This is a genomic window from Plantactinospora sp. B5E13, assembly GCF_039871775.1.
In the GTDB taxonomy this organism is placed as follows: domain Bacteria; phylum Actinomycetota; class Actinomycetes; order Mycobacteriales; family Micromonosporaceae; genus Plantactinospora.
The window spans coordinates 14423-37679 of sequence record NZ_JBDPLT010000045.1; the positions used below are offsets into that span (position 1 = coordinate 14423).

Below are 23257 nucleotides of genomic sequence, written 5' to 3' on the forward strand. Positions count from 1 at the left end.
GGCACTTGACGGCGGCCCGGGAGCCGGGGCGGACCCGCCGCGGGCACCGGCACGGTCGAAGGAACCGCTGGTCAGAGCGGGCAGAGCAGGGATCCGGCCGGAACGTCGCCGATCTCGGCGGGCACCCCGACAGTGGTCGTCCCCGGCCGGGTGTGCGGCTCGACCGTCCGCACGTGGGTCCGATGTGTCCCACCGTCCGGTGTCCGGATCACGACAGCGTCCCCGACCGTGAGCAGCCGACCCGACCGTGGCCCGGTCAGCAGCAGCAGGTTCCGGCCGGCGGGCCGGTGGACGTGCACCACCCGCAGCGCGGCGTGCCCGCCGCCGGTCACCGGGACCCCGCCAGGTCCGTGCCGGCCCGGTGGGCCGCCGCCAGCACCGCCCGGGCCAGCGGAGGCCGGCAGAGTACGGCGGTGCTGTCCACGACCTGGTCGACGGCGCCGAGCGGTGGCAGCCCGACCAGTTCCGGGTCGGTGATCCGGGCGAGCAGCGCGGCGGCGAACCGGCCGGCGTCGAGCACCGGGTACGGCCGGTCGTGGAACGGGCGGCGGGTGGGGTCGACGGGGTCGGCGAGCCCGAGCCGGTTCTGCCAGGCGCCGACCAGCTCGTACGCGTCGCAGAGGGCGGCCTGTCGCCGCTCGGCGTCCCCGTCGAGCACCTCGGCGAGCCGGGCGGCGATCCCGGCCGCCTCCGGTACGCCGGCGAACGCGCTGCCCAGCCACTTCTGGTACGGCGGATACCGGCGGGCCAGCAGCAGACTCAGCCGCATCAGGTCGCGGACCAGCCGGGCCGCCACCACCCGGCTGCCCAGTTCGTCACCGACCTCGGCGGTCCGCCCGACAAACGCCTCCTCCTCGGCGATCCGGGTCCACTGCGCGGCGAGCAGGTGCCGCCAGACGTCGTCCGGATACCAGCGGAGCCGGTCCCGCAGCCCGGTCAGTTCACCGGTGCCGTCGTGGAAGACCGCCCCGCCGGTGACCTCGGCCAGCCGCTGGGCGGGTACCGTCAGCCAGTCGAGGGTGCCGACACCCCGGCGCGGGTCGAAGCCGAGCTGCCCGGTGTACCAGGCACCGAGGTCGGCGACCAGCACCCGGTGCGCCACCGGCCCGTCGGTCGGGGTCATCACCCGGACCCGGGCTCCGGGCGGCGTGAAGTGGGTCGGCCAGCCGTGGAAGACCGCCGGCAGTCGTCCGGCGAGCAGCGCGGTGATCGGTTCGCCGTGCCGGGCGAGGTCCCCGGCGGACAGGAACAGGTCCAGTCGGGGACCCCAGTCGTGGTCGACGGACCGTTCGGTGTCGAAGCCGAGCACCTCCGAGCCCGGGCCGAGCCGAGCCGCGGCGTACCGCAGCCCAGGGAAGGACTCGTCGAGCAGCGGACGTACCGCCTCGAGGTAGAGCCGCCGGCACAACTCCAGGCCCGGTACGAACCGTCCACGCATCCGTCGAGGCTAGAGCCGCCGACCGGCTCCGACCACCCCATTACGGCCCTGGTCGGCGTCACCGTCCGGCCTTGACCAGCCGATCCGGCCTTGACCAGCCGATCCGGCCTTGACCAGCCGATCCGGCCTTGACCAGCCGATCCGGCCTTGACCAGCCGATTACCGGTCCTGCTCGGCGTCGAGGTAGACCCAGTTGCCGTCGTCCCGGACGAAGCGGCTGCGTTCCCGCTGCTCGCCGGCGTGCCCGGCGTGCCGGTAGTGCGCCCGGAACTCGACCGTGCCGGTGGTGTCGAACAGTCCGCCCCGGTCGGTGTCCAGGATGTCGAGCCGGGTCCACCGCTGGCCCGGGTCGAGGGTCAGCCGGGCCGGTCGGGTGCGGGGATGCCAGGTCCGGAGCAGGTACCCCGGATCACCGAGCGCGAACGCGGTGAACCGGGAGCGCATCAAGGCCTCGGCGGTCGCCGCGCTGGCGCGGCCCTCGTGCAGCGCCCCGCAGCACTCCGGGTACGGCTGCCCGGAGCCGCACGGACACGGCCTGCCGGAGTCCGGGGCCGACCTGCCCCGACGGTCGCGTTTCGCCATCCGACCATTCTCCCCGCCCATCCCCGGCCGGTATTGAGGCGGGCGGGGACCGGCGGCATCGTGGGCGGTGCCGCCGGCCTTCCGCCTGGCCTGGCCGGACCGGCTAGCCGATCCGCCGGCGGACCACCCACCGGCCCAGACCCGCCAGCAGCAGGGCGGCCGCCAGGTAGAGCCCCGACTCCCGCCACTGGAACGTCCAGTACCGGTGCCCCGGCTGGTACGTCACCTCGACGTGCAGATCGAGGGCGCCCAGGCAGTCCGCCACCCCGTCGAACCCGCCGCCGAGGCAGCGGTCGTACCGAGCCTGGTCGACCTGTCGACCGTCGGCGCCGAGCAGCTTGCTGTGCGACACCACCCACGCGTCGGGGACCCGGAGGCCGCCGATGTCCGCCTCGCTGCCGAGGAACGTGAGGTTCCGTACCGTGTCCGCGGTCACCGGGTACGCGGCGACCACCGGCGGGGCCAGGTGCGGGCGGATCGCGGTCGGCACCAGCACCTGGACGGCGACGACCAGTACGAAGGTGAGCGCCATCGCCGGCACGGTACGCCGGACCAGCAGGCCGAACACCGTACCGAGCACCATGGTGAACAGGGCGTACCCGACCGGTGCGATGTTGCGGGCGCCGAACAGCAGTGCGGTGAACCGGTCACCGGCGACCGCGTCGTACGGGCTTGCCGCCCAGGTCAGCAGGACACTGGACAGCCCGACGACGGCCATCGCGGCCAGGCCGGACAGCGCCAGTTTCACCGTCAGCCAGCGTTGCCGCGTGATGCTCTGGTTCCAGACCAGCCGGTGGGTGCCGGTCTCGAGTTCCCGGGCGACCAGGGGCGCGCCCCAGAACATCCCGACCAGGGCGGGGGCGAGGATCAGCAGGGCGTCGAGCAGGTAGAGCGGGTTGCGGTAACTGTCTTGGAACTGGGCCAGTTGCGCGACACACCCGGCCGGGCCGGAGCAGTCCGCGGCCGCGGCCCGGTACTCCTGGCGGAGGTGGAGGCCGAAGACCACGAGAGCGGTCGCCAGCACGGCGAGCAGGACGGCGGCCACCACCGCCTGGGTGCGGAACTGCCGCCAGGTCCACCAGATCATCGCCGGACCTCCCACGCCGTCGCGGCCGGTCCGGAGCCTGTCGGCCCGGAGCCCGCAGGTCCGGAGTCCGCCGGTCCGGAGCCGGTCGGCCCGGCGGCGGCGCGACTCAGGTAACTGAGCACCAGTTCCTCCAGCGGCACCGGTTCGACCCGCCACGGCCCGTCTGGCAGCGGCCCCGGAGCCCGTACCACGGTCCTGCGGTGCCCGTCGGTGTGCCACGACCAGACCGGCTCGACCCCGGTGGGCAGCCGTTCGGGTCCATCCTGTGCCGGAACCAGCCGGTGGTGGGTGGCGAGCAGCGCACGGACGTCCCCGGCGAGCTGGACCCGGCCTCCACCGAGAACGATCAGGTGGTCGCAGACGCGTTCGACGTCGGCGAGCAGGTGTGAGGAGAAGATCGCGCTGGCGCCGAGTTCGGTGACCAGCTCGGTCAGGTCCCGGAGGAAGCCGCTACGGGCCAGCGGGTCGAGCGCGGCGGCCGGCTCGTCGAACATCAGCAGCTCGGGCCGCTTGGCGGCGGCGATGGTCAGGGCGAGTTGGGCGCGCTGCCCGCCGGAGAGCCGCCCGGCCCGCTGGCGCGGGTCCAGACCCAGCCGGGTGACCCGTCGGTCGGCCAGGTCGGCGTCCCAGCCCGGGTTGAGCCGGCCACCCATCCGCAGGTGGTCCGCGACGGTCAGGTTGGCGTACACCGGCATGTCCTGGGCGACGAAGCTCACCCGGGCCAGATGGGTGGCGTCGGCAGCGGGTGGCGCGCCGAGCACCCGCAGGCTGCCGGAGGTCGGCGTGATCAGGCCGCAGGCCAGCTGCAGCAGTGTCGACTTGCCGGCCCCGTTGGGGCCGACCAGTCCGATGATCCGGCCGGGCGGGATCTCCAGGTGGCAGTCGACCAGCGCGGGGCGACGGCCGTACCGCTTGGTCAGGCCCTCGGCGTGCAGCGCCGGGGCGGAGTGGTGTTGTGGCATCGGCTCATCGTGCGGACGGCGGGCGGTGCGAGCATCGGTCCGCGGCATGGTTCGCGCCGCCGGCGACCGTACTTTTGACCGGTCCGGCCCGCGTCCGGCGTTCCGTAGTCTGTACGGCGTGGATGTTCGGGACCGCCTCGCCAGCTGGCCGGTTGTCGTTGCCGACGTCGGACTGGGGGTCGTCTTCGCCCTGGCGCTGGTGACCCAGGCGGTTGCTTTCGCCGACAGCTGGGGCGGCGGCTACTGGATCTTCGACGCGGTTGCCGGCCTGTCCGGCTGCGGGCTCGCCCTGGTACGCCGTCGGCACCGGGCCGTGACGACGGCCGCCGGGCTTCTGGTCGGGGCGGCGTCGCTCGGCGTCGCCGGGGCCGCCGGCCTGCCGGCCGAGCCCGGCCTGGCGTTGACCCTGGCGCTCGCCGTGCTCGTCGGCTCGGCCCTGCGCACGCTGCCGCCGGTACCGGCCGGCACGGCGGTGCTGGCGAACCTGGGGCTGGTGGTGGCGACCTGGTTGGTCTTTCCCTCCTCGGCCGGCGTCGGCGCGGTGACCGTACTGAACGGGCTGGGCCTGTCCGCCGCCGTCTCGACCGGCCTGGTGCTGCGGCTGCTCGACGTCCGCCGGGCCACGACGACCGAGCGGGTACGCCGTGACGAACGGCTGGCGCTGGCCCGCGAGCTGCACGACGTCGTCGCCCACCACGTCACCGGCATCGTGCTCCAGGCCCAGGCCGCCCAGCTCGCCACCCGGCGGCCCACCGGCGGCCCGGGGACGCCGGCCGGGCTGGCGGAGGCGTTGGCCGGCATCGAGACCGCCGGGTCGGCGGCGCTGGGCGCGATGCGCCGGGTGGTCGGGGTGCTGCGCGACGTCGACGACGCCCCGTCCGCGACCGCCGCACCGGAACATCTCGACGAACTCGTCACGCGGTTCGCCGGACCCGGCCGCCCGGTCGTCCGGCTGCACCACCCCGAGGGTCCGACAGGCTGGCCGCCCGAGGTGACCAGCACGGTCTACCGGGTTGTCCAGGAGTCGCTGACCAACGTGTCCCGGCACGCCCCGCATGCTCGGACGGTCACCGTCCGGGTAGACGAGCAGCGGCGAGGCGTCACTGTCGAGGTGGTCGACGACGCGCCACCGCTGCCGGGCCGCCGTTCGCCGGACCGTGGCTACGGGCTGGTCGGGATGCGGGAGCGGGTGGAGACCCTCGGCGGCACCCTTCGGGTCGGACCACGACCCGGTGCCGGCTGGGCGGTGCACGCCACCCTGCCGGTCCCGGCGCCGGAGCGACGATGACGATCAGCGTGCTGCTCGCCGACGACCAGGCGATGGTCCGCGGCGGACTGCGGTTCATCCTCGAGGACCAGCCGGACATCCGGGTGGTCGCCGAGGCCGCCGACGGGGTGGAGGCGATCGACCTGGCCCGGCGGTTGCGGCCGGACGTCTGCCTGGTGGACATCCGGATGCCCCGGCTCGACGGCATCGAGGTGACCCGGGCGCTCGCCGGCCCCGGCATGCCGCGACCGCTGCGGGTGGTGGTGGTGACCACCTTCGACCTCGACGAGTACGTGCACGGCGCGCTGCGCTGCGGAGCGGTCGGTTTTGTGCTCAAGGACGCCGGCCCCGCGCTGCTGGTCGAGGCGGTCCGGGCGGCGTACGCCGGCGACGCCCTGATCTCACCGTCGGTCACCCTGCGACTGCTGCGGCACCTGACGGTCAGCGCGGCGCCGGTCGGGACCGGGCAGACCCGACCGCTCTCCGCCAGGGAGATCGAGGTGGTCCGGGCGATCGCCCGGGGACGGACCAACCAGGAGATCGGCGCCGAACTGTTCATCTCACTGAGCACCGTCAAGAGTCACGTCTCCGGTATCCAGAGCAAACTCGGGCTCCGGAACCGGGTCGAGATCGCCGCCTGGGCCTGGGCGAACCGGGTGGTCGAGGCGGACTGATTCCGCCGGGCGCGATCTTGGTCACTGACAGTGGGTCCGTCGGTGCGTGAAGGTGGGGCTACGTGGTGCGGAGCGGGTCGAACGGCGACCGCCCGCCGCACGTCTCGGACGGAGTGTCGCGGTGGTGAGGGTGCCGGTTCGACCGGTGGGGAAGGTGCTGCCCGGGTGGGCGGCGATCGGGCTGACGGTGGCCGCCGGGGTCGGTTCCGCGGGGCAGAACCTGGCCAACGCCGAGTTGGGACGGCAGACCGGGCACCCGGTCATCGGCGGTCTGGTCAACAACACCGGCGGGCTGGTCGTGGTCCTGCTGGGGCTGGTCGCCCTGCCGTCGATGCGGACCGGGCTGCGGACGCTGCGCCGGGCCCGGCTGCCGTGGTGGACGTACCTGGGTGGGCTCTGCGGGACGTTTTTCATCGCCGCCGGCACGTACGTCGTACCGGTGCTCGGGGTGGCGGTCTTCACCATCGCCCAGGTCGCCGGGAACAGCGCCGGGGGTCTCGCCGTGGACCGGACCCGGCTCGCCCCGGCGGGTCGGCTCGGGCTGACCGGACCCCGGCTCACCGGTGCGCTGCTCGGCATCGGGGCGGTGGCGTTGGCGCAGGTCGGCCGCCCGGTCGGGGAACTCGCCCCGGGCCTGCTGCTGGCCGGGGTGCTCGGTGGGGTGCTGATCGCCGTACAGGGGGCGTTGAACGGCAGGCTCGCCGCCACCGGCAATCCGGCCGCCGCGACCGCGACCAACTTCGCGGTGAGCGCCAGCGCGATGGCGGTGTTGGCCGCGCTGACCGGTGCGGCGGCCCGGCTCGGCAGCGTCGACTGGCCGGCCGGCTGGTACCTCTACGTCGGTGGCCCGCTCGGGGTGGGGATCACCGTCGTGGTGCTGCTCGGGATCCGGTCGGTGGGACTGTTGCGTACCGGGTTGGCGCTGGTCGCCGGTCAGCTCGGCGGGGCGCTCCTGCTGGACGCCCGGCCGGGCGGGCCGGGGGCGAGTCTGGCGGTGCTGGCCGGGGCGGTCCTGACCCTGCTCGCCGTGGTGGTGTCGGGCCGGGCCGTGCGCAGCGCGCCGACCGCCACCTGACGGCCGCCGGGTCCGGTCCGGATGGCAGACTGGGCCCGTGACCGACCCCGCCGTTCGCCGAGAGCCCGCCGCCGTTCAGGTACGGCCGCACCGTATCCGGGTGGTCTGCTGGATTCTGGCGCCCGCGTTGGTCCTGATGTTCACGCTGCTCAGCATCGGCCTGCACGGCTCGACCGGCAGTGGCCAGGCGACCTTCCAGCGCGGCGACCAGTTGGCCATGATCGGCCTGGGGCTGCTCGTCGCGGGTGTGGTGCTGCTTTTCACCCGGCCGCGGGTGGTCGGGGACGCCCGGGGCATCCGGGTACGCAACGTCTTCGGTGGTTACGAGCTGCCCTGGGACGCGGTCCGGGGGATCCGGTTCAACCGGGGCTCCGCCTGGGCCAGCGTCGAACTGGACGACGACGAGTTGCTGCCGATCCTCGCCCTGCAGGTGGTGGACCGGGAACGAGCGGTCGACGGGGTACGCGCGCTGCGCGCCCTGCACGTCGCGCACCGTGAGCCGGTGACCGTCTGAGCGACCCGGGCCGGGCACTGCCGCCGGGCCGGTGACGGCCGGTCGCCGACTCACGCCGCGGAGCTGCGCGACCTGGGGTGCCCGTTTTGGCATTGTGCGGGCTGACCTGCTAGTCTTTAGCGGTCGACCACTGTCTTGGGCTGTGTTCAGGCCGCTCGGCGCGGCATACGCACCTGAAGCGTTACACGCGCCTGAAGCGGCACACGCACCCGAAACAGTCACGAAGCGGAGCGCCTGCTCCCACCCGAGTCGCCGCCTGTGGTGGCCGGGTCCGGTCATCGGTTCGGTCATGCCGAGCCGGGTTGGCGACCCTCCGGGGTTGCCGTGTGACCGGTCGAGCGGGCCCTGGCATATGCCGGGGCCTTCTGCTTTTGGTCGTACACCGTAGGGCCGGCCACCGCTGACGCGGGGCCGGTGAGGATCACCACGAGGAGGCCCCATCAGCGTCGAGCCACGCGTGAACGAGCAGATCCGGGCACGTGAGGTCCGACTGGTCGGCCCGGAGGGTGAGCAGGTGGGCATCGTCCCACTCGAGCGCGCTCTTCAGCTGGCCGCGGACGTCGACCTGGACCTGGTCGAGGTTGCGCCCATGGCGCGCCCGCCGGTGTGCAAGCTCATGGACTTTGGCAAGTACAAGTACGAGAGTGCACTCAAGGCGCGCGAAGCCAGGCGTAACCAGCAACAGACCGTCATCAAGGAGATGAAGCTCCGTCCGAAGATCGACCCGCACGACTACGAGACCAAGAAGGGTCACGTGGTGCGGTTCCTCAAGGCGGGCGACAAGGTCAAGGTGACGATCATGTTCCGGGGTCGCGAGCAGAGCCGGCCGGAGCTGGGCTACCGGCTGCTGCGTCGACTCGAGTCCGAGATCTCGGAACTGGGATACGTCGAGGCCGCTCCGAAGCAGGACGGTCGTAACATGATCATGGTCCTGGCTCCGCATCGGGCCACCAAGGCCGCCGCCACGGCGGCCAGGGCGGGCTCGCCGCGCGAGCGGGAGGCCGGTGCCGCCGAGGCACCGCCGGCCGAGGATGCGGCGCAGACCGCGGCCGGACCCGCCGGGACCGCCGGCGAGTAACAGGGGAGAGACGCACCAGATGCCGAAGATGAAGAGCCACACCGGGATGGGTAAGCGGGTCAAGGTGACCGGCAAGGGCAAGATCGTTGCCCAGCAGGCCGGTATGCGCCACAACCTGGAGAAGAAGGCCTCCACCCGGACTCGCCGGCTCACCGGCACCGTCGAGGTGGCCAAGGCCGACTTCAAGCGGATCAAGAAGCTGCTGGCCCGCTGACGCGCGCCTGACCTGAAGGAGTAGTTGAGATGGCACGCGTCAAGCGGGCAGTGAACGCTCAGAAGAAGCGCCGTACGCTGCTGGAAACCGCCAGCGGTTACCGGGGCCAGCGCTCCCGGCTCTACCGCAAGGCCAAGGAGCAGGTGCTGCACTCGATGCAGTACGCCTACCGGGACCGGCGGGACCGCAAGGGCGACTTCCGGCAGCTGTGGATCACCCGGATCAACGCGGGTGCCCGCGCCAACGGGATGACCTACAACCGGCTCATCCAGGGCCTCAAGCTCGCCGGGGTGGAGGTCGACCGCAAGATCCTGGCCGACCTCGCGGTCAACGACCCGACGGCCTTCGCGGCCATCGTCGAGGTCGCCCGCGTCGCCGTGGCGGCCGAGGGCACCGGCGGCGCGTCGGCTCAGGCCGCCTGACCTCGCCACACCGATCGAGGCGTCCCGCATGTCGGTCAACCCGCAGGTGGGGCGCCTCGACCATGTCCACACCCCGGAGCAGCAACTGTTCACGCCCCGTACCCCGAGGGTCGTCGCCGCCCGCCGGCTGCAGCGCCGCCGGGAACGCGACCAGACCGGACGGTTCCTCGCCGAGGGCCCGCAGGCGGTCCGCGAGGCGCTGACCGTTCCCGGCGCTGTTGTCGAACTCTTCGGCACCCCGGCCGGCCTCGACCGGTACGCCGACCTGGCCGGCACCGCCACCGCCGCCGGGATCCCGGTCTCGGCGCTGACCGACGAGGCGCTCGCCGCACTCACCGAGACCGTCGCCCCACAGGGCGTTGTCGCCGTCTGCCACCAGCTCGACGTGCCGCTGGCCGAGGCGGTGGGGACGGGGCCGCGACTGGTTGCCGTGCTCGCCGGGATCCGCGACCCGGGCAACGCCGGCACGGTGCTGCGGACCGCCGACGCGGCCGGGGCACAGGCGGTGGTCTTCGCCGGGGAGGCCGTCGACCCGTACAACGGCAAGTGTGTTCGGGCCTCCGCCGGCAGCCTCTTCCACCTCGACGTGGTCCGGGCCGCCGACCCGGCCGAGACGGTCGCCACGCTGCGCGCCGCCGGCCTGGCCGTGCTCGCCGCCTCCGGCTACGGCGAGACCGACCTCGACGACCTCACCGACGTCGGCGCCCTGGCCCGGCCGACCGCCTGGCTCTTCGGTTCCGAGGCGCACGGCCTGCCGGCCGAGCTGGCCGGGGCGGCCGACCACCGGGTCCGGGTGCCGCTGCACGGCCGCGCCGAGAGTCTCAACCTGGCTGCCGCCGCGGCGGTTTGCCTGTACGCTTCGGCCAGAGCACTGCGTCCCGGCCGCCCGCACCCCGATCCCGGGGGCGGTCCGGTTACCTCGGAGACGCGGACCAGGACCGGGGAGATGTCGACCTGATGACCGGGTGCGGAGAGTCGCGCGGGCCAGCCGTGCGACGCCACTCGTTTAGCCAGCCCGCCGGTGTCGGCGGGCGGCAGGGCTGACACGCCTCCCTGCGTACCTCCCACCGGCGGGCTGCGGCCGAGCCGCCCGTCCGTAGACTCTGGTGGCCGCCCGTGAGGGCCGCCCACCGACCTGTCCGCATCCGTCGCCGGTCCTGCCGGCGCCCGCGCCGCGGGCCGGGGTTCGCCACGGCGTAGGGTCACCGCCCCAGCGGGTCGTGACCTGTCGACGTGCGCGGTCCGGCCGGCGTTCGCCGAGGCGGCACCGCAGGGCAACCAGCACGGCGCAGCGGGACATTCGACGCGCCAGGCAGCGGGGCACCGCCCGCGACGCAGAGGGAGTAGCTGCACGTCATGACCTATCGCAACGACCCGTACGACCCGAAACAGGTCGCCCTGCTCGCCCCGGAGGCGCTGGCGGCGGCGGTCGCCGACGCGACGGCCGCGTTCGACGCCGCCACCGATCCCGAGACCCTCGCCGAGCTGCGCCGCCAACACCTGGGCGACCGGGCACCGGTGTCCCTGGCCCGTCGGGAGATCGGCGCCCTGCCGCCGGCCGCCAAGTCCGACGCCGGCAAGCGGGTCAACGAGGCCCGCCGGGAGATCGAGGCGGCGCACGCCGCGCGCCTCGAGGTGGTGCAGGCCGCCCAGGCCGAGCGGATCCTGGCCGAGGAACGGGTGGACGTCACCCTGCCGTACGACCGGCGTCCGCGTGGCGCCCGGCACCCGGTGAGCACCCTCGCGGAACGGATCGGCGACCTCTTCGTCGGGATGGGCTACGAGATCGCCGAGGGCCCCGAGGTCGAGCTGGAGTGGACCAACTTCGACGCGCTGAACATCGGTCCGGACCACCCGGCCCGGGGCACGATGGACACCTTCTACCTGGACGTGCCGGGGATCGTGCTGCGGACCCACACCTCGCCGGTGCAGGCCCGCACCATGCTGGCCCGCAAACCGCCGATCTACGTGGTCTGCCCGGGCCGGGTCTACCGGACCGACGAACTCGACGCCACCCACAGCCCGGTCTTCCACCAGGTGGAGGGGCTCGTGGTGGACGAGGGCATCACCATGGCCCACCTGCGGGGCACCCTGGACCACTTCGCCCGGGCGCTGTTCGGCCCGGACGCCCGGACCCGCTGGCGGCCGCACTACTTCCCGTTCACCGAGCCGTCCGCCGAGTTCGACGTCTGGTTCCCCCAGCATCGGGACGGCCCGCGCTGGGTCGAGTGGGGCGGCTGCGGCATGGTCAACCCCCGGGTGCTGACCGCCTGCGGCATCGACCCGGACGTCTACTCCGGATTCGCCTTCGGGATGGGCATCGACCGGAGCCTGATGTTCCGGCACGGCATCGGTGACATGCGGGACATGGCCGAGGGGGACGTCCGGTTCACCCGTGCCTTCGGGGTCGAGGTGTGACGGCGGTGCGCGACGACGTGACGGGTGCGGCGACATCGAACGGAGCGGTGGTCTGAGTCATGCGAATTCCTGTTTCCTGGCTGCGTGAGCATGTCGAGCTTCCCCCCGAGCTGAGCCCGGAGGAGCTGGACCGGGCGCTGGTCAACCTCGGCATCGAGGTCGAGTCGATCGTGGACCTGCGGAACACGGTCACCGGCCCGCTGGTGGTCGGCGAGGTCCTCGAGATCGAGGAGCTGACCGGATTCAAGAAGCCGATCCGGTTCTGCCGGGTCGATGTCGGGGCCGCCAACGGCACCGGCGAGCCGCAGGAGATCGTCTGCGGGGCGACGAACTTCGCCCCCGGCGACCGGGTGGTGGTGATCCTGCCCGGCGGGGTGCTCCCCGGCGACTTCGCCATCTCGGCCCGCAAGACGTACGGGCGGAACTCCAACGGCATGATCTGCTCGGTGCGTGAGCTCGGCCTCGGCGACGACCACGAGGGCATCCTGGTGCTGCCCGAGGACGTGCCGGCCAAGCCCGGCGACGACGCCCGGCCGGTGGTCGGGCTCGACGACGTCGTGGTCGAGGTGGAGATCACCCCGGACCGCGGGTACGCGATGTCGGTCCGCGGGCTGGCCCGGGAGCTGGCCCACGCCTTCGACGTACCGTTCCGGGACCCGGCCGAGGTGACCGCCCCCGGGGCGACGTCACAGCCGGCGTACCCGGTGCGGGTCGTCGACACCGTCGGCTGCGACCGGTTCGCCGCCCGGGTGGTCCGCGGCGTCGACCCGACCGCCGAGTCGCCCCAGTGGATGCGGCAGCGGCTCACCGTGGCCGGCATCCGGAGCATCTCGCTGGCCGTCGACATCACCAACTACCTGATGCTCGAACTCGGCCAGCCGATGCACGCCTTCGACCTGGACGCGCTCCGGGGTGACCTGGTCGTGCGTCGGGCGGTGCCGGGGGAGCGGCTCACCACCCTGGACGGGGTCGACCGGGCGCTGGACCCGGAGGACCTGGTGATCTGCGACGCCGGGCTGACCGGCGGGGCGGGTGTGGACGCCGACGGGGTGCCGATCTCGCTCGCCGCGGTGATGGGCGGCGAGACCAGTGAGGTCGTCGTCAGCACCGCCAACGTGCTTTTCGAGGCGGCGCACTGGGACCCGGTGGTGGTCGGCCGTACCGCCCGCCGGCACCGGCTGTTCAGCGAGGCCGCCAAGCGCTGGGAGCGGGGCGTCGACCCGGCCCTGCCGCTGGTCGCGCTGGAGCGGGCGGTGACGCTGCTGACCACGTACGCCGGCGGCACCGTCGGCGCCGAGGTGCTGGACATCGACCACACCACCGCACCGGCCCGGATCGTCGTCGACGCGGACCTGCCAGCCCGGCGGGTCGGCGTGCCGTACGAACCGGAGCGGGTCACCGCGCTGCTGGAGCGGGTCGGCTGCACGGTGGCGCACGGTGACGGGCGGGGCGCCGGCAACGCCGGCGGCCGGCACGCGAGCGGACCGCCGACCCTGGTGGTCACCCCGCCGACCTGGCGACCCGACCTCACCGACCCGGCCGACCTGGTCGAGGAGGTGGCTCGGCTGGACGGGTACGACCGGGTGCCGTCACTGCTCCCGCTCGCCCCGCCCGGACGAGGGCTCACCCCGACCCAGCGGCGTCGTCGCACGGTGAGTCGGGCGTTGGCCGAGAACGGCTACGTCGAGGTGCTGACCCACCCGTTCGTCGCGCCGGAACTCTTCGACCGGCTCAACCTGCCGGCGGACGACTCCCGGCGCCGGGCGATGCGGCTGGCCAACCCGCTCGCCGACACCGATCCGCTGATGCGGACCACGCTGCTCGGCACGCTGCTCGGCGCGCTGCGCCGCAACGTCGGCCGGGGCCAGCGGGACCTCGCGCTCTACGAGATCGGCCTGGTCTTCCAGCCCCGGCCGCGGACCGGCCCGCCACCCACGATGGGCGTGGCGCACCGGCCCAGCGACGAGGAGTTCCAGGCCGCCGACGCGGTCCTGCCGCACCAGCCGTGGCACGTCGCGGCGGTCCTGGCCGGCGAGGTCGAGCCGGCCGGCTGGTGGGGTCAGGGTCGGCCGGCCGGCTGGGCCGACGGGGTCGAGGCGGGCCGGATCGTTCTGGCCGCCGCCGGCATCCCCGACCAGCGGATCGTGGTCCGGCAGGCGGAGTACGCGCCCTGGCACCCGGGCCGGTGCGCCGAGTTCGTCGTGGACGGGGTGAGCATCGGGTACGCCGGTGAACTGCACCCGGCGGCGCTGGCCGCGCTGGAGTTGCCGCCCCGGACCAGCGCGCTGGAACTCGACCTGGACGCGCTGCCCGCCGCGCCGGTGGTGCCGGCGCCCCGGGTTTCCGGCTACCCGCCCGCGCTGATCGACGTGGCGCTGGTGGTCGACGCCGGAGTACCGGCCGACGAGGTGCGTCGGGTCCTCGCCGAGAGCGCCGGGGAGCTGCTGGAGTCGGTCCGGCTCTTCGACGTCTACACCTCGGAGCAGCTCGGTGCGGGCCGGAAGTCGCTGGCGTACAAGCTGGTCTTCCGCGCGCCGGACCGGACGCTGACCGGTGAGGAGGCGGTCGCCGCCCGGGACGCGGCGGTGGCCGAGGCGGCCCGCCGGTTCGGCGCGGTGCTCCGCGGCGCCTGACCGGTGGCCGGGCCGGAACCGTGCGGGTTCCGGCCCGGCCTCGCCGTGTCCGCAGGCGCTTCTCCGGTGCCGCTCCGTTGCCCTCGTGCGGAACGCCGTGCGCGGTTAGGCTCGGATTGCCGGCCCGACGGGGCCCGGTCACGGTACGGCGGACCGGCCGGATCAGGAGACTCGGGTGGAGAGCCGGACGGCGGTGCTCATCGAACTCGGGGACGACCGCGGCCAACTGGACGACGATTCGCCGCCTTCGCCCCGGTCGCGTCGAACGAGCCGGCGGTGGCGTGCCGGACTTCTGCTCGGTCTGCTGGTGCTGCTCTGCGCGACCGCCTCGAATCCGCCGCACGGGGTGCTGCTGGCCGGTGGAACGCTCGACATACCGGTCGGCAGCACGTTTTTTGTCGCCGGTGACCTGCTGCTGGTGTCGGTGACCGGCAACGGTCCGGACGGCGGCGGTCCGACACTGAGCGCGTACGAGTTGCCGACCGGTGCCCGGCGGTGGACGGTGCCGGCGGATCCGGCGGGCCGGCACTTCGCGGACCTGGTCGACGACGTCCTGCTCATCGCCGAAATCGGCGCGGTGGGTCGGGGCCCGGTGACCACCGCGCGGTCGGCCCGGACCGGTGAACTGCGGTGGCGCCGCCCCGGCCGGGTGTTGCGGATGCCGGACAGCACGATCGGACTGGGCGTCCGGGAGGTACGCAGTCTGTCCGGCGCGGGGCGCCGGCTGGAGGGCGCGGTGGAGGCGGTCGACCTGGGCACCGGGGCGGTCCGGTGGCGTCTGCCGCTCTCCTCGACGGCCGTGGTGCAGCCGATCCGTGGTGCTCCGCCCCGGGTACTGGTGGTGCACGACACCATGACCGCCGAACTCTACGATTTGCGTTCCGGTTGGCTGGCCGGCACCGGTCGGCTGCCCCCGGCGGACTACGCGCAGCACAACCCCCGGGTCATCGGCGATCGTCTGGTGCTCCGACATCCCTCCGGTACGGACTTCGTGGTCACCGGCTACGACCTGCCGGGCTTCACGGTTCGGTGGAGTCGTCCCGGTGGGCGGGTCGGCGAGGCGATCCGGGACTGCGGCGGGCTTGCCTGCCTGGACGGCGAGTCGCAGGTCGTCGCTCTCGCCCCGGATACCGGCGCACAGCGCTGGACCCGTCCCCGGCCGATCGGCTGGCACTCGATCGTCTGGTCGCCGGACGTCCTGATCAAACCGGGGGCGTACGACGGGTTCACCCTGCTCGCGTTCGCGGACGGGGCGGCGCTGCGGATTGTCGGCACCCTGCCGGCCGGCGTGGTGGACTGTCGTGCCGGGCTCGGGGTGCTGGTGTGCCGTACCGCCCCGGACCGCCTGGGCCTCTGGCGACTGCGGAACTGACCGTCGGGTGGGTTCAGGCTCCGGAGTCGAGGCGGCTCAGTTCGTACAGCTGACCCAGGTCGCGGACGGTGATCCGGCGGTAGTCAGTCTCGACGATTCCCTCCGCGCGTAGCTCGCGGAGAACCTTCTCCAGGGTGGTGCCGGCGGTGCCGCAGGCCGTGGCGAGTTCGGACTGGGTCAGGTGGACATCGACCACGACACCGGCCCGGGTCCGTCGGCCATGGGTACGGGCAAGCTCGGCGATGATCCGGGCCACCCGGACCCGGGCCGGATACGACGTGAACTCCATGCGCCGGTCGTTCGACCAGCGGAGCCGGTCGGCGACCATGGCTGCGAGTTCCAGCGCGGCTCCCGGGTGTTCCTTGAGGAACCGCTTGAACCGGTCCAGTCGGATGAAGTCAACCAGGGCGGGCCCACAGGTCGTGATGGTGGCGGACCTTGGTTTCCGGTTCAACGCCGACATCTCGCCGACCAGGTCGCCACCGAATCTGATCGCCAGCAGAGTGCTACGGCCGTCCGGCAGGCTCGCCGTCACCTTTGTCAGCCCCTGTCGTAACAGGATCAGATGGGACTCCTCGCTGCCCTCGAGTATGAGGATCCTGCCAGCCGGTACCTGACGTTGTACACCAAGACTCAACAGTTCGGCCCGTGCCTGCGGGTCGAGCCGGGCCAGCAGGGTTCCGTGGGGCCAATCTTCAGTCGAGCGGCGGGGGTTCGGTACTGAAACGCCTGACGAGTGCGCCATGTTGTCGAAGCGTAGTCGTACAAGCGCCCTTCGTGGCATCGAAGATGGTCTGTCGGGTGGGATGGTGGTCTGAAGCATCCACCACAGCAGGACCAACGGTGCCGCCTCGGCGGAGAGTAGTTCGAGGAGGTCTGACAGGCGAAGTGGAGACATGTAACCAGCGAAGACGAGGTCGACTATCGAGATTTCCCATCAGGAGGGAGTGACATCTTCTCGACTACTTGCCGTCGGGATCAGGTGGGAACCGCACTTCTACGGAGTCTTGCGGTGCAACCGCCGCTTTGATCGTCCCGGATGGGCTGGCCGCGGGGCGGCCCCCAGTGGGAGATCGGAGCACAGATGAACCATCCGGAACGGCGGCTGCTGATAGCGGTCGACATGGAACGGTACAGCCGGCGGAGCAACCTGCGGCAGTACGAGGCGCAGCAGGCGTTCCAGCAGTTGCTGCACGAGGCCGCCGCCCAGGTCGGGCTCGACCGCGTCTCCTGGAAGACCCAGCAGGCCGGCGACGGCGAGCTGGCCATCCTGCCCGCCGATGCGAGGGAACCGCAGATCATCGGCAGGTTGGTGCCGGAGCTCAACCGTCTGGTCCGGCGGTACAACGCCAGCCGGTTACCGGCGGCGCGGGTTCGGTTGCGGGTGGCGCTGCATCAAGGGCTGGTGCACCTGGATGGCGCCAACGGGTTTCCGGGAACGGCGGTCAACGAGGTGTGTCGACTCTGCGACGCTCCCCAGCTGAAGCGGGCGCTCGCCGACTTCCCGGATGCCGGTGTCGCGTTGGTTGTCTCGGCCGGTATCTATCGCGATGTGGTGGTCGAGTATCCGGAGGAGCTGAGGCCGGAGCGTTTCCGTCAGGTGGAGGTGCACCACCCCGACAAGGAGTTCCGGGAGTCGGCCTGGATCTGTGTCGTCGACGAGGACCTGTCCACCGCCGCAGGTTGGGAGAGAACAGGTGAGCGGCGGTCCGAGGGAGCCCCGACGTCGAACGAGGCTTCCTCCGGTTCGCAGTCGACACACGACGGATCAAGGCCCGTTCCGCTGCCGGGCGGGCCCACGGCGTCCCACCCAGAGCCGTCGCCCGAACCGTCGGAGCGGAGGCCCGGGAGGGCCGGTGGGGAGATCTGCGTCGGCAACGTGCGGGTGGACGGTCAGAACGCCATCGGGCACGGGGCGATGGCCATCGGGTCGATCGGGGACAACACGAAGTTCGGGGGACAGGGCCAGTGAGCGCGCCGACCACACCGGTGTCGCATTGGGCCGACGGTCGGCCTGATATCGAGCCGTCGACCGATCATCTGTCGGGGACGGCGGGGCGCCGCCAAGACCCGGCGGTTGAGGCGGGTGAGACGGTAAGCGGCGACCACCCCGATCCGTCGTCGGGGGAGCACGAGGCTCCCGGCCCGGACAGTCCAGCGGGTCGAGACGACGTGGGGCATAAGGAGGACCCGGAGAGTCTGGAAGACGACGAGAACCCGCCGGCGGCCTCCGAGGTGCTGTCCCGCCTCGCTGCGGTGCTCGGCCTCGGGGTCGCTACCGGCGATGTTCGGGTCGACGGTCAGAACGCGACCGGTCATGGAGCGATGGCCGTCGGCACGGTCAACAACATAACCGTCGCGGGGGAGGACGGCGGCGCGGTCTGGGGACAGACCCTCTCCGTGGTGTCCATCGCCGAGCAACAGGCAATCTATGCGCCGGCGCCGAGCGATGGAGAGCTCGATGTGCGGCTGCGGCGTCGACACCTGATCTGTCTCAGGGGGCGCCCGGGAACCGGCCGGTACACCTCGGCGTGTCTTGCCCTCGCCCGTAGGCATTCGCCGGACCGGATCTGCGTCCTCGCGGTCGAGCGACTGTCCGATCTCATCCGTCGCAGAGACCTGCTACGGGGAGGATATGGCTACCTGCTGCAGTACGACGGCGAGCAGCAGGCGGATGGACTCACCCGCATCGCTCTCGCAGCGCGGTTGGAGTCGTTGGACTCGACGCTCCTATTGATCGGTAACTTCGACATCCGGGACGAGCGGTTCCTAAGTGAACTCGTCGAACACCGACCGACACCCGCCGTCGAGGTGTTCCGGGCGCAACTGCACGGCCGATTGCGGGGCCGTTGTGTCGGCGGCTGCGCCCCCTGTCGGGAACGCTGCCTCGTCAGCTACGTCGAGCAGGAGTGTCTGGCGGAACCGGCGCTACGCGCGTACCTCGACGGTGCGCCGCCACCGGGTGAGGTGCTGGGGGTGGTCGAAGCGATCGCCCGGGGCATGCCGGGCGGGCCGGCGTTGACCGACCTGTTGAACCGGTTGCTTCCGGAGCAGTTGCGGCGTCGGGCGACGGAGATTCTCACCCCGGAGGGGACGGACTCGCAACTGGCCGAGCTCGGCGGGCGCGACTATCTCCGGGCGTTCCGGCTCGCCTGCGCGGTGCTTGCCGGCCAGCCGGTTTCAGAAATCTCCGCTGCCGCACACCGGTTGTGGCGAAATCCCATGGGAGCGATCGACAGCCCCGCTCCGTTGCGGCGACCGGATCTCGACCTGTTGCTGGGCCAGCCGCTGCGCCGGGCGGTGTCAGTGGATGCTCGGGAGGTGCCGGCTGGTGCCAGAACCGTTCGCTTCGTGGCCTCCGCTGAGCGGCTACCGGCCACCATGCTGGAGGTCGCCTGGGAAGAGTGGGCGATTCCGGAGCGGTTGCTGGCGTGGTTGGCCGAGTTGGCGCGGGATGGGAACCCTGGAGTCCGCCAAGCGGCGGCCGGAGCTATGGGTTGGGCGGCGGGACGTACCCCTGACGCCGTCATGGTGACGGTGAGTGAGTTGTCGCGAGATCGGCGTCCGGGGGTCCGGCAGGCGGCGGGTATCGCCCTGGTCGCGATGGCGACACAGCCGGTATTGCAGCGGCGGATCCGGATCGAGCTGGACAGGTGGTTGGAGCGGTCGGCCTACCACCGCGACGTGGTAGCGCGGGCGTACGCCCTCGGATTGGCCTGGCTCTGGCCCGATCTGGCCGTCGCGCAGTTGCGGCGCGTAGCCCAGCAGCGGATGCAGCGGCGGACCGGCGTTGTTGTCCGTGGTCTCGTCGAGGTCTACCAGAGTGGCCGGCCCCACCTCGTCGTGCCCGCGTTGGCGGACTGGGCCCGCTCCGATCACCCGGAGCTACAGCTGCAGGCTGCTCGCACGCTGCGGGCACTCGCGGACCGTTGGGCGCAGCCACCCCACGCGCACTGGCCTGAGCTGCTCGACCTCGTCTCCACCGAGGTGCTCCGCATCGCCGACGTGGCGGCACTTTGGTCCGTGGCGCTGCGGCTCCCGGGCACGGCGTACCGAGCCTGGCGCACGCTCGGCTACTGGCTCAACCAGGCGGACGCGGATGCGAACCTGGCCGAGCTCTGCCTGGAACTGTTCAAACTCACGATCACCGACGCGCCGCTGGGTCGTCGGCTCGACCACCAGATCAGGCATGTCTGGTATCCGATCATGCCACACAGCGCGATGCTCTCCCGCGTCTCCCGACTCAGTCACCAGCGAGGGTTGACATGACGAACTTCACTGTCGGAACCGACTCGTCGATGTCCCGGACCGGGCACCGACCCAGAGCCTCCTGGTGGGAGCGGCTTTTCGGAACGCCGGAACCGCAGTTCGTCACGCCACCCCCGTCCCCGCCGCCGGTGTTGGAGGTGGTGACGCTCCGGCGGGAGATTCGAGAGCCCTTCACCGTGCCCGCGCTCGGTGATGCCTTCGATTTCCAGATTCATCCCGTCATGACCTGGTCGGCAAAGGAGATGGCCTTCGACGAGCTGCGCCACCTGGTCGACCGCTGGACCCCATGGGCCTGTGGGGTGGTGCGGGAGGTCGCTGCGATTCCGGCCCGCGGGTTCGCGCCGCATCGCGCCTACGACCTGGAGCGGCTGTTGAATGCGCAGTTCGAGGGGCAGAGTTGGCCACGCGGTGCCGAGGGGAGCGCGCCCCGGTTCGTCGCCCAGGTGCGGGTGGCGCCCGATCCGCGGGTCCGCGAGCGGCTGCGACCGTACTGGGAGGAGCGCATCCGGTTGGAGTGTGATCACGAACTCGACAAGCTCCGGTCGGATCAGGCGGACCGGATGACCCGGCGTTGGCGTGAGGTCCTCGCCAACCTCGAGCACGATCCGGTGACCTCGCACGCGGCCCGGTTGACCGGAGAGCGGTTCGCCCAGGTGTTCGGTGAGTTCGTCAGCGAGCGTAAGCGGGCGGTTCCGGACCTGATCGAGCTGCTGGAGATGGCGCTGAAGGGGCACAGCGACCTGCAGATGGGGCCGTCGGAGTACACCGAGGCATGGGACCTGGCGCTTCAGACGTACCGCCAACAGCATGGTTTGGCTGACGACGGAGCCAGCGGTGGGGTCTGACGTTCGTGGCGTGGAGGACGGCCGTGTATCGGGGCCGAGAGATCGTGCGTGAGGCGTTCCCAGCCTTGTGACCTCGATGCGAATGGTGATACGGTACTCTGCATACTGATGCGGAGGTGGGCATGGGGATTCGAGTCGCGGTGGCGGGCGCGAGTGGCTACGCAGGTGGTGAACTGCTCCGGCTGATTGCCGGACACCCCGAATTCGACCTCGTCGCCGCCACCGCACACAGCCAGGCCGGTCAGCCGGTCGCCGCCGTACATCCGCAGCTCGTCGGCCTCGACCTGGTGCTCAGCGCGACCGAACCGGCCGCCCTGGCTGACGCGGACCTGGTCTTCCTGGCCCTGCCGCACGGCGAGTCGGCGGCACTGGCCGCCGGCCTGCCGGACTCGGTCCGGGTCGTGGACCTCGGGGCCGACCACCGGCTCACCGACGCCGCCGCGTGGACCCGCTACTACGGGGGTGCCCATGCCGGCGCCTGGACCTACGGCCTGCCCGAACTGCCGGGTCAGCGGGCGGCGATCGCCGGCTCCACCCGGGTCGCCGCCACCGGCTGCTACGCGGTGGCCACCATCCTCGCCTTGGCGCCGCTGCTCGCCGCCGGCGTCGCCGCCCCCGACGACGTGGTGGTGGTCGCCGCCTCCGGCACCTCCGGCGCCGGGCGGGCGGCCAAACCGCACCTGTTGGGCAGCGAGGTGATGGGCGACCTGTCGCCCTACAAGGTCGGCGCCCACCAGCACGTGCCCGAGATCAAGCAGGCCAGCGGGGCGCGGACCCTGTCGTTCACCCCGGTGCTGGCGCCGATGCCGCGCGGGATCCTGGCCACCGTCACCACGGTTCCGGCCGGTTCCGGTGTCGACCCACGGGCGGTGCTCGCCGAGGCGTACGCGGACGCGCCGTTCGTGCACGTCCTGCCCGAGGGGGTCTGGCCGCACACCGCCGCCACCCTGGGAAGCAACTCCTGCCACCTGCAGGCGACCGTCGACGTCGACTCCGGTCGACTGATCGTGGTGAGCGCGATCGACAACCTGGGCAAGGGCGCCGCCGGTCAGGCGGTGCAGTGCGCGAACCTGATGCTCGGCCTGCCCGAGACGACCGGCCTGCCGGTCCACGGTGTTGCGCCGTGAGCCACCCCGGCAGCGTCGTGAACCGTCAGGAGAGTGTTGTGGGCCAGGAGCAGAGCGCCGTGTGTAGCGAGAAGGGGCAGCCGTGAGCGTCACCGCACCGAGAGGTTTCCGGGCGTCCGGAGTCGCCGCCGGGATCAAGGCCAGTGGCGCGCCGGACGTCGCCGTGGTGGTCAACGACGGCCCGGCGACGGCGGCCGCCGGCGTCTTCACCGCCAACCGGGTCAAGGCGGCGCCGGTGCTCTGGAGCCAGCAGGTCCTGCGGGGTGGCCAGGTCCGGGCCGTGGTGCTCAACTCCGGTGGCGCCAACGCCTGCACCGGAGCACCCGGTTTCCAGGACACCCACGCCACCGCCGAGCACCTCGCGGCGGCACTCACCGCCGTCGGGCCGGAACTGGGCGCGGGCGAGGTGGCGGTCTGCTCGACCGGTCTGATCGGCGAACGGCTGCCGATGGACCGGCTGCTGCCCGGGGTCGACGCGGCGGTGGCCGCGCTGGCCGTCGACGGCGGGGCGACGGCGGCCGAAGCGATCATGACCACCGACACCCGGTCGAAGACGACCGAGGTCAACGCCGACGGATGGACCGTCGGCGGCATCGCCAAGGGCGCCGGCATGCTGGCCCCCGCGCTCGCGACCATGCTCTGCGTCCTCACCACCGACGCGGTCGCCGGGCCGGAAGCCCTGGACGAGGCACTCCGGGCCGCCTGCCGGGTCAGCTTCGACCGGCTCGACTCGGACGGCTGCCTCTCGACCAACGACACCGTGCTGCTGCTGGCCAGTGGTGCGTCCGGGGTCACGCCGAGCCGGGCCGAGCTGACCGCCGCGGTCACCACGGCCTGCCGGGACCTGGCCCGACAGCTGCTCTCCGACGCCGAGGGAGCCACCAAGGAGATCGCGATCGAGGTGGTCGGTGCCGCCGACGAGGACGACGCGGTCGAGGTGGGTCGGGCGGTGGCCCGGAACAACCTGGTCAAGACGGCGCTGTTCGGCAACGACCCGAACTGGGGGCGGATCCTCGCCGCCGTCGGCACCACCCGCGCCGCCTTCGACCCGGACGCGCTCGACGTCGCGATCAACGGCGTCTGGGTCTGCCGGGCCGGTGGCGCCGCCGAGGACCGGGCCAAGGTCGACCTCACCGGCCGGGACGTGACCATCCGGATCGACCTGCACGCCGGTTCCGCGACCGCGACCATCTGGACCAACGACCTGTCGCACGCGTACGTGCACGAAAACTCGGCCTACTCGTCATGAGCGCGAGGAACGCAGCGGAGCGGAGTCCCGC

The 23257-nt window shown here is 72.4% G+C and carries 22 protein-coding genes; 16 read left to right on the forward strand and 6 right to left on the reverse strand.

Features of this window, described 5'->3' with window-relative positions:
• Nucleotides 1-71: 71 nt before the first annotated feature.
• The 5 genes from ABGB05_RS29220 to ABGB05_RS29240 form a co-directional block, all read right to left on the reverse strand.
• On the reverse strand, nucleotides 72-332 hold the full coding sequence (locus tag ABGB05_RS29220; RefSeq protein ID WP_347657139.1) for a hypothetical protein: 261 nt from the start codon (nucleotides 330-332) through the stop codon (nucleotides 72-74).
• Entirely contained in the window at nucleotides 329-1438 is a 1110-nt protein-coding gene (locus ABGB05_RS29225; protein ID WP_347657140.1) for a DUF4037 domain-containing protein, read from the reverse strand. Before ABGB05_RS29225 ends, ABGB05_RS29220 begins: the two co-directional genes overlap by 4 nt.
• A 159-nt stretch (nucleotides 1439-1597) precedes the next feature.
• Nucleotides 1598-2020 carry a YchJ family protein gene (locus ABGB05_RS29230; RefSeq protein WP_347657141.1) on the reverse strand — a complete coding sequence of 141 codons (423 nt, stop codon included), beginning with the start codon at nucleotides 2018-2020 and terminating at the stop codon, nucleotides 1598-1600.
• Nucleotides 2021-2123: 103 nt separating this feature from the next.
• Nucleotides 2124-3107: an ABC transporter permease subunit gene (locus ABGB05_RS29235; RefSeq protein WP_347657142.1), complete on the reverse strand. Its 984-nt coding sequence runs from the start codon at nucleotides 3105-3107 to the stop codon at nucleotides 2124-2126.
• Entirely contained in the window at nucleotides 3104-4069 is a 966-nt protein-coding gene (locus tag ABGB05_RS29240) for an ABC transporter ATP-binding protein (protein WP_347657143.1), read from the reverse strand. The genes ABGB05_RS29235 and ABGB05_RS29240 overlap by 4 nt, the downstream gene beginning before the upstream one ends.
• A gap of 118 nt (nucleotides 4070-4187) precedes the next feature.
• Here ABGB05_RS29240 and ABGB05_RS29245 point away from each other — a divergent pair, with 118 nt between their 5' ends.
• The 11 genes from ABGB05_RS29245 to ABGB05_RS29295 all read left to right on the forward strand — a co-directional run bounded on the left by ABGB05_RS29245 (nucleotide 4188) and on the right by ABGB05_RS29295 (nucleotide 15736).
• Nucleotides 4188-5357 (forward strand): histidine kinase, encoded by a 1170-nt coding sequence (locus ABGB05_RS29245; RefSeq protein WP_347657144.1) that lies wholly within the window; start codon nucleotides 4188-4190, stop codon nucleotides 5355-5357.
• Nucleotides 5354-6010: a response regulator transcription factor gene (locus tag ABGB05_RS29250; RefSeq protein ID WP_347657145.1), complete on the forward strand. Its 657-nt coding sequence runs from the start codon at nucleotides 5354-5356 to the stop codon at nucleotides 6008-6010. The genes ABGB05_RS29245 and ABGB05_RS29250 overlap by 4 nt, the downstream gene beginning before the upstream one ends.
• 130 nt (nucleotides 6011-6140) lie before the next feature.
• On the forward strand, nucleotides 6141-7085 hold the full coding sequence (locus ABGB05_RS29255) for a DMT family transporter (protein WP_347657146.1): 945 nt from the start codon (nucleotides 6141-6143) through the stop codon (nucleotides 7083-7085).
• A 100-nt stretch (nucleotides 7086-7185) separates the two neighbouring features.
• Nucleotides 7186-7599, forward strand: coding sequence for a PH domain-containing protein (locus ABGB05_RS29260; protein ID WP_347657147.1), 414 nt, complete (start codon nucleotides 7186-7188; stop codon nucleotides 7597-7599).
• Nucleotides 7600-8056: 457 nt separating this feature from the next.
• Nucleotides 8057-8677, forward strand: coding sequence for a translation initiation factor IF-3 (gene infC / locus ABGB05_RS29265; protein ID WP_347657148.1), 621 nt, complete (start codon nucleotides 8057-8059; stop codon nucleotides 8675-8677).
• A gap of 19 nt (nucleotides 8678-8696) precedes the next feature.
• On the forward strand, nucleotides 8697-8891 hold the full coding sequence (gene rpmI, locus ABGB05_RS29270; RefSeq protein WP_347657149.1) for a 50S ribosomal protein L35: 195 nt from the start codon (nucleotides 8697-8699) through the stop codon (nucleotides 8889-8891).
• Nucleotides 8892-8920: 29 nt separating this feature from the next.
• Nucleotides 8921-9313 carry a 50S ribosomal protein L20 gene (gene rplT, locus ABGB05_RS29275; protein ID WP_347657150.1) on the forward strand — a complete coding sequence of 131 codons (393 nt, stop codon included), beginning with the start codon at nucleotides 8921-8923 and terminating at the stop codon, nucleotides 9311-9313.
• Between the two features lie 28 nt (nucleotides 9314-9341).
• Nucleotides 9342-10271, forward strand: coding sequence for an RNA methyltransferase (locus ABGB05_RS29280; protein WP_347657151.1), 930 nt, complete (start codon nucleotides 9342-9344; stop codon nucleotides 10269-10271).
• A 398-nt stretch (nucleotides 10272-10669) separates the two neighbouring features.
• Nucleotides 10670-11731, forward strand: a complete 1062-nt coding sequence (gene pheS, locus ABGB05_RS29285; protein ID WP_347657152.1) for a phenylalanine--tRNA ligase subunit alpha — start codon at nucleotides 10670-10672, stop codon at nucleotides 11729-11731.
• 59 nt (nucleotides 11732-11790) lie between these two features.
• A complete protein-coding gene (gene pheT / locus ABGB05_RS29290; RefSeq protein ID WP_347657153.1) occupies nucleotides 11791-14364 on the forward strand; it encodes a phenylalanine--tRNA ligase subunit beta in 2574 nt (857 codons plus the stop codon).
• 175 nt (nucleotides 14365-14539) lie between these two features.
• Nucleotides 14540-15736, forward strand: a complete 1197-nt coding sequence (locus ABGB05_RS29295; RefSeq protein ID WP_347657154.1) for a PQQ-binding-like beta-propeller repeat protein — start codon at nucleotides 14540-14542, stop codon at nucleotides 15734-15736.
• Nucleotides 15737-15749: 13 nt separating this feature from the next.
• Here ABGB05_RS29295 and ABGB05_RS29300 read toward each other — a convergent pair whose 3' ends face one another.
• Nucleotides 15750-16634 (reverse strand): Crp/Fnr family transcriptional regulator, encoded by an 885-nt coding sequence (locus tag ABGB05_RS29300; protein WP_347657155.1) that lies wholly within the window; start codon nucleotides 16632-16634, stop codon nucleotides 15750-15752.
• 186 nt (nucleotides 16635-16820) lie between these two features.
• On the opposite strand from ABGB05_RS29300, the gene ABGB05_RS29305 reads away from it, so the two are divergent.
• From ABGB05_RS29305 to argJ, 5 genes are all read left to right on the forward strand, one after another.
• Nucleotides 16821-17708 carry a hypothetical protein gene (locus tag ABGB05_RS29305; RefSeq protein ID WP_347657156.1) on the forward strand — a complete coding sequence of 296 codons (888 nt, stop codon included), beginning with the start codon at nucleotides 16821-16823 and terminating at the stop codon, nucleotides 17706-17708.
• A gap of 200 nt (nucleotides 17709-17908) precedes the next feature.
• Nucleotides 17909-20005 carry a hypothetical protein gene (locus ABGB05_RS29310; protein WP_347657157.1) on the forward strand — a complete coding sequence of 699 codons (2097 nt, stop codon included), beginning with the start codon at nucleotides 17909-17911 and terminating at the stop codon, nucleotides 20003-20005.
• The gene (locus ABGB05_RS29315; RefSeq protein WP_347657158.1) at nucleotides 20002-20850 is read left to right on the forward strand and encodes a hypothetical protein; all 849 of its coding nucleotides are present in this window, start codon (nucleotides 20002-20004) and stop codon (nucleotides 20848-20850) included. The genes ABGB05_RS29310 and ABGB05_RS29315 overlap by 4 nt, the downstream gene beginning before the upstream one ends.
• Nucleotides 20851-20972: 122 nt before the next feature.
• Nucleotides 20973-21977 carry an N-acetyl-gamma-glutamyl-phosphate reductase gene (gene argC, locus ABGB05_RS29320; RefSeq protein ID WP_347657159.1) on the forward strand — a complete coding sequence of 335 codons (1005 nt, stop codon included), beginning with the start codon at nucleotides 20973-20975 and terminating at the stop codon, nucleotides 21975-21977.
• An 82-nt stretch (nucleotides 21978-22059) separates the two neighbouring features.
• On the forward strand, nucleotides 22060-23226 hold the full coding sequence (gene argJ / locus ABGB05_RS29325) for a bifunctional glutamate N-acetyltransferase/amino-acid acetyltransferase ArgJ (protein WP_347657160.1): 1167 nt from the start codon (nucleotides 22060-22062) through the stop codon (nucleotides 23224-23226).
• The last annotated feature ends 31 nt before the right edge of the window (nucleotides 23227-23257 follow it).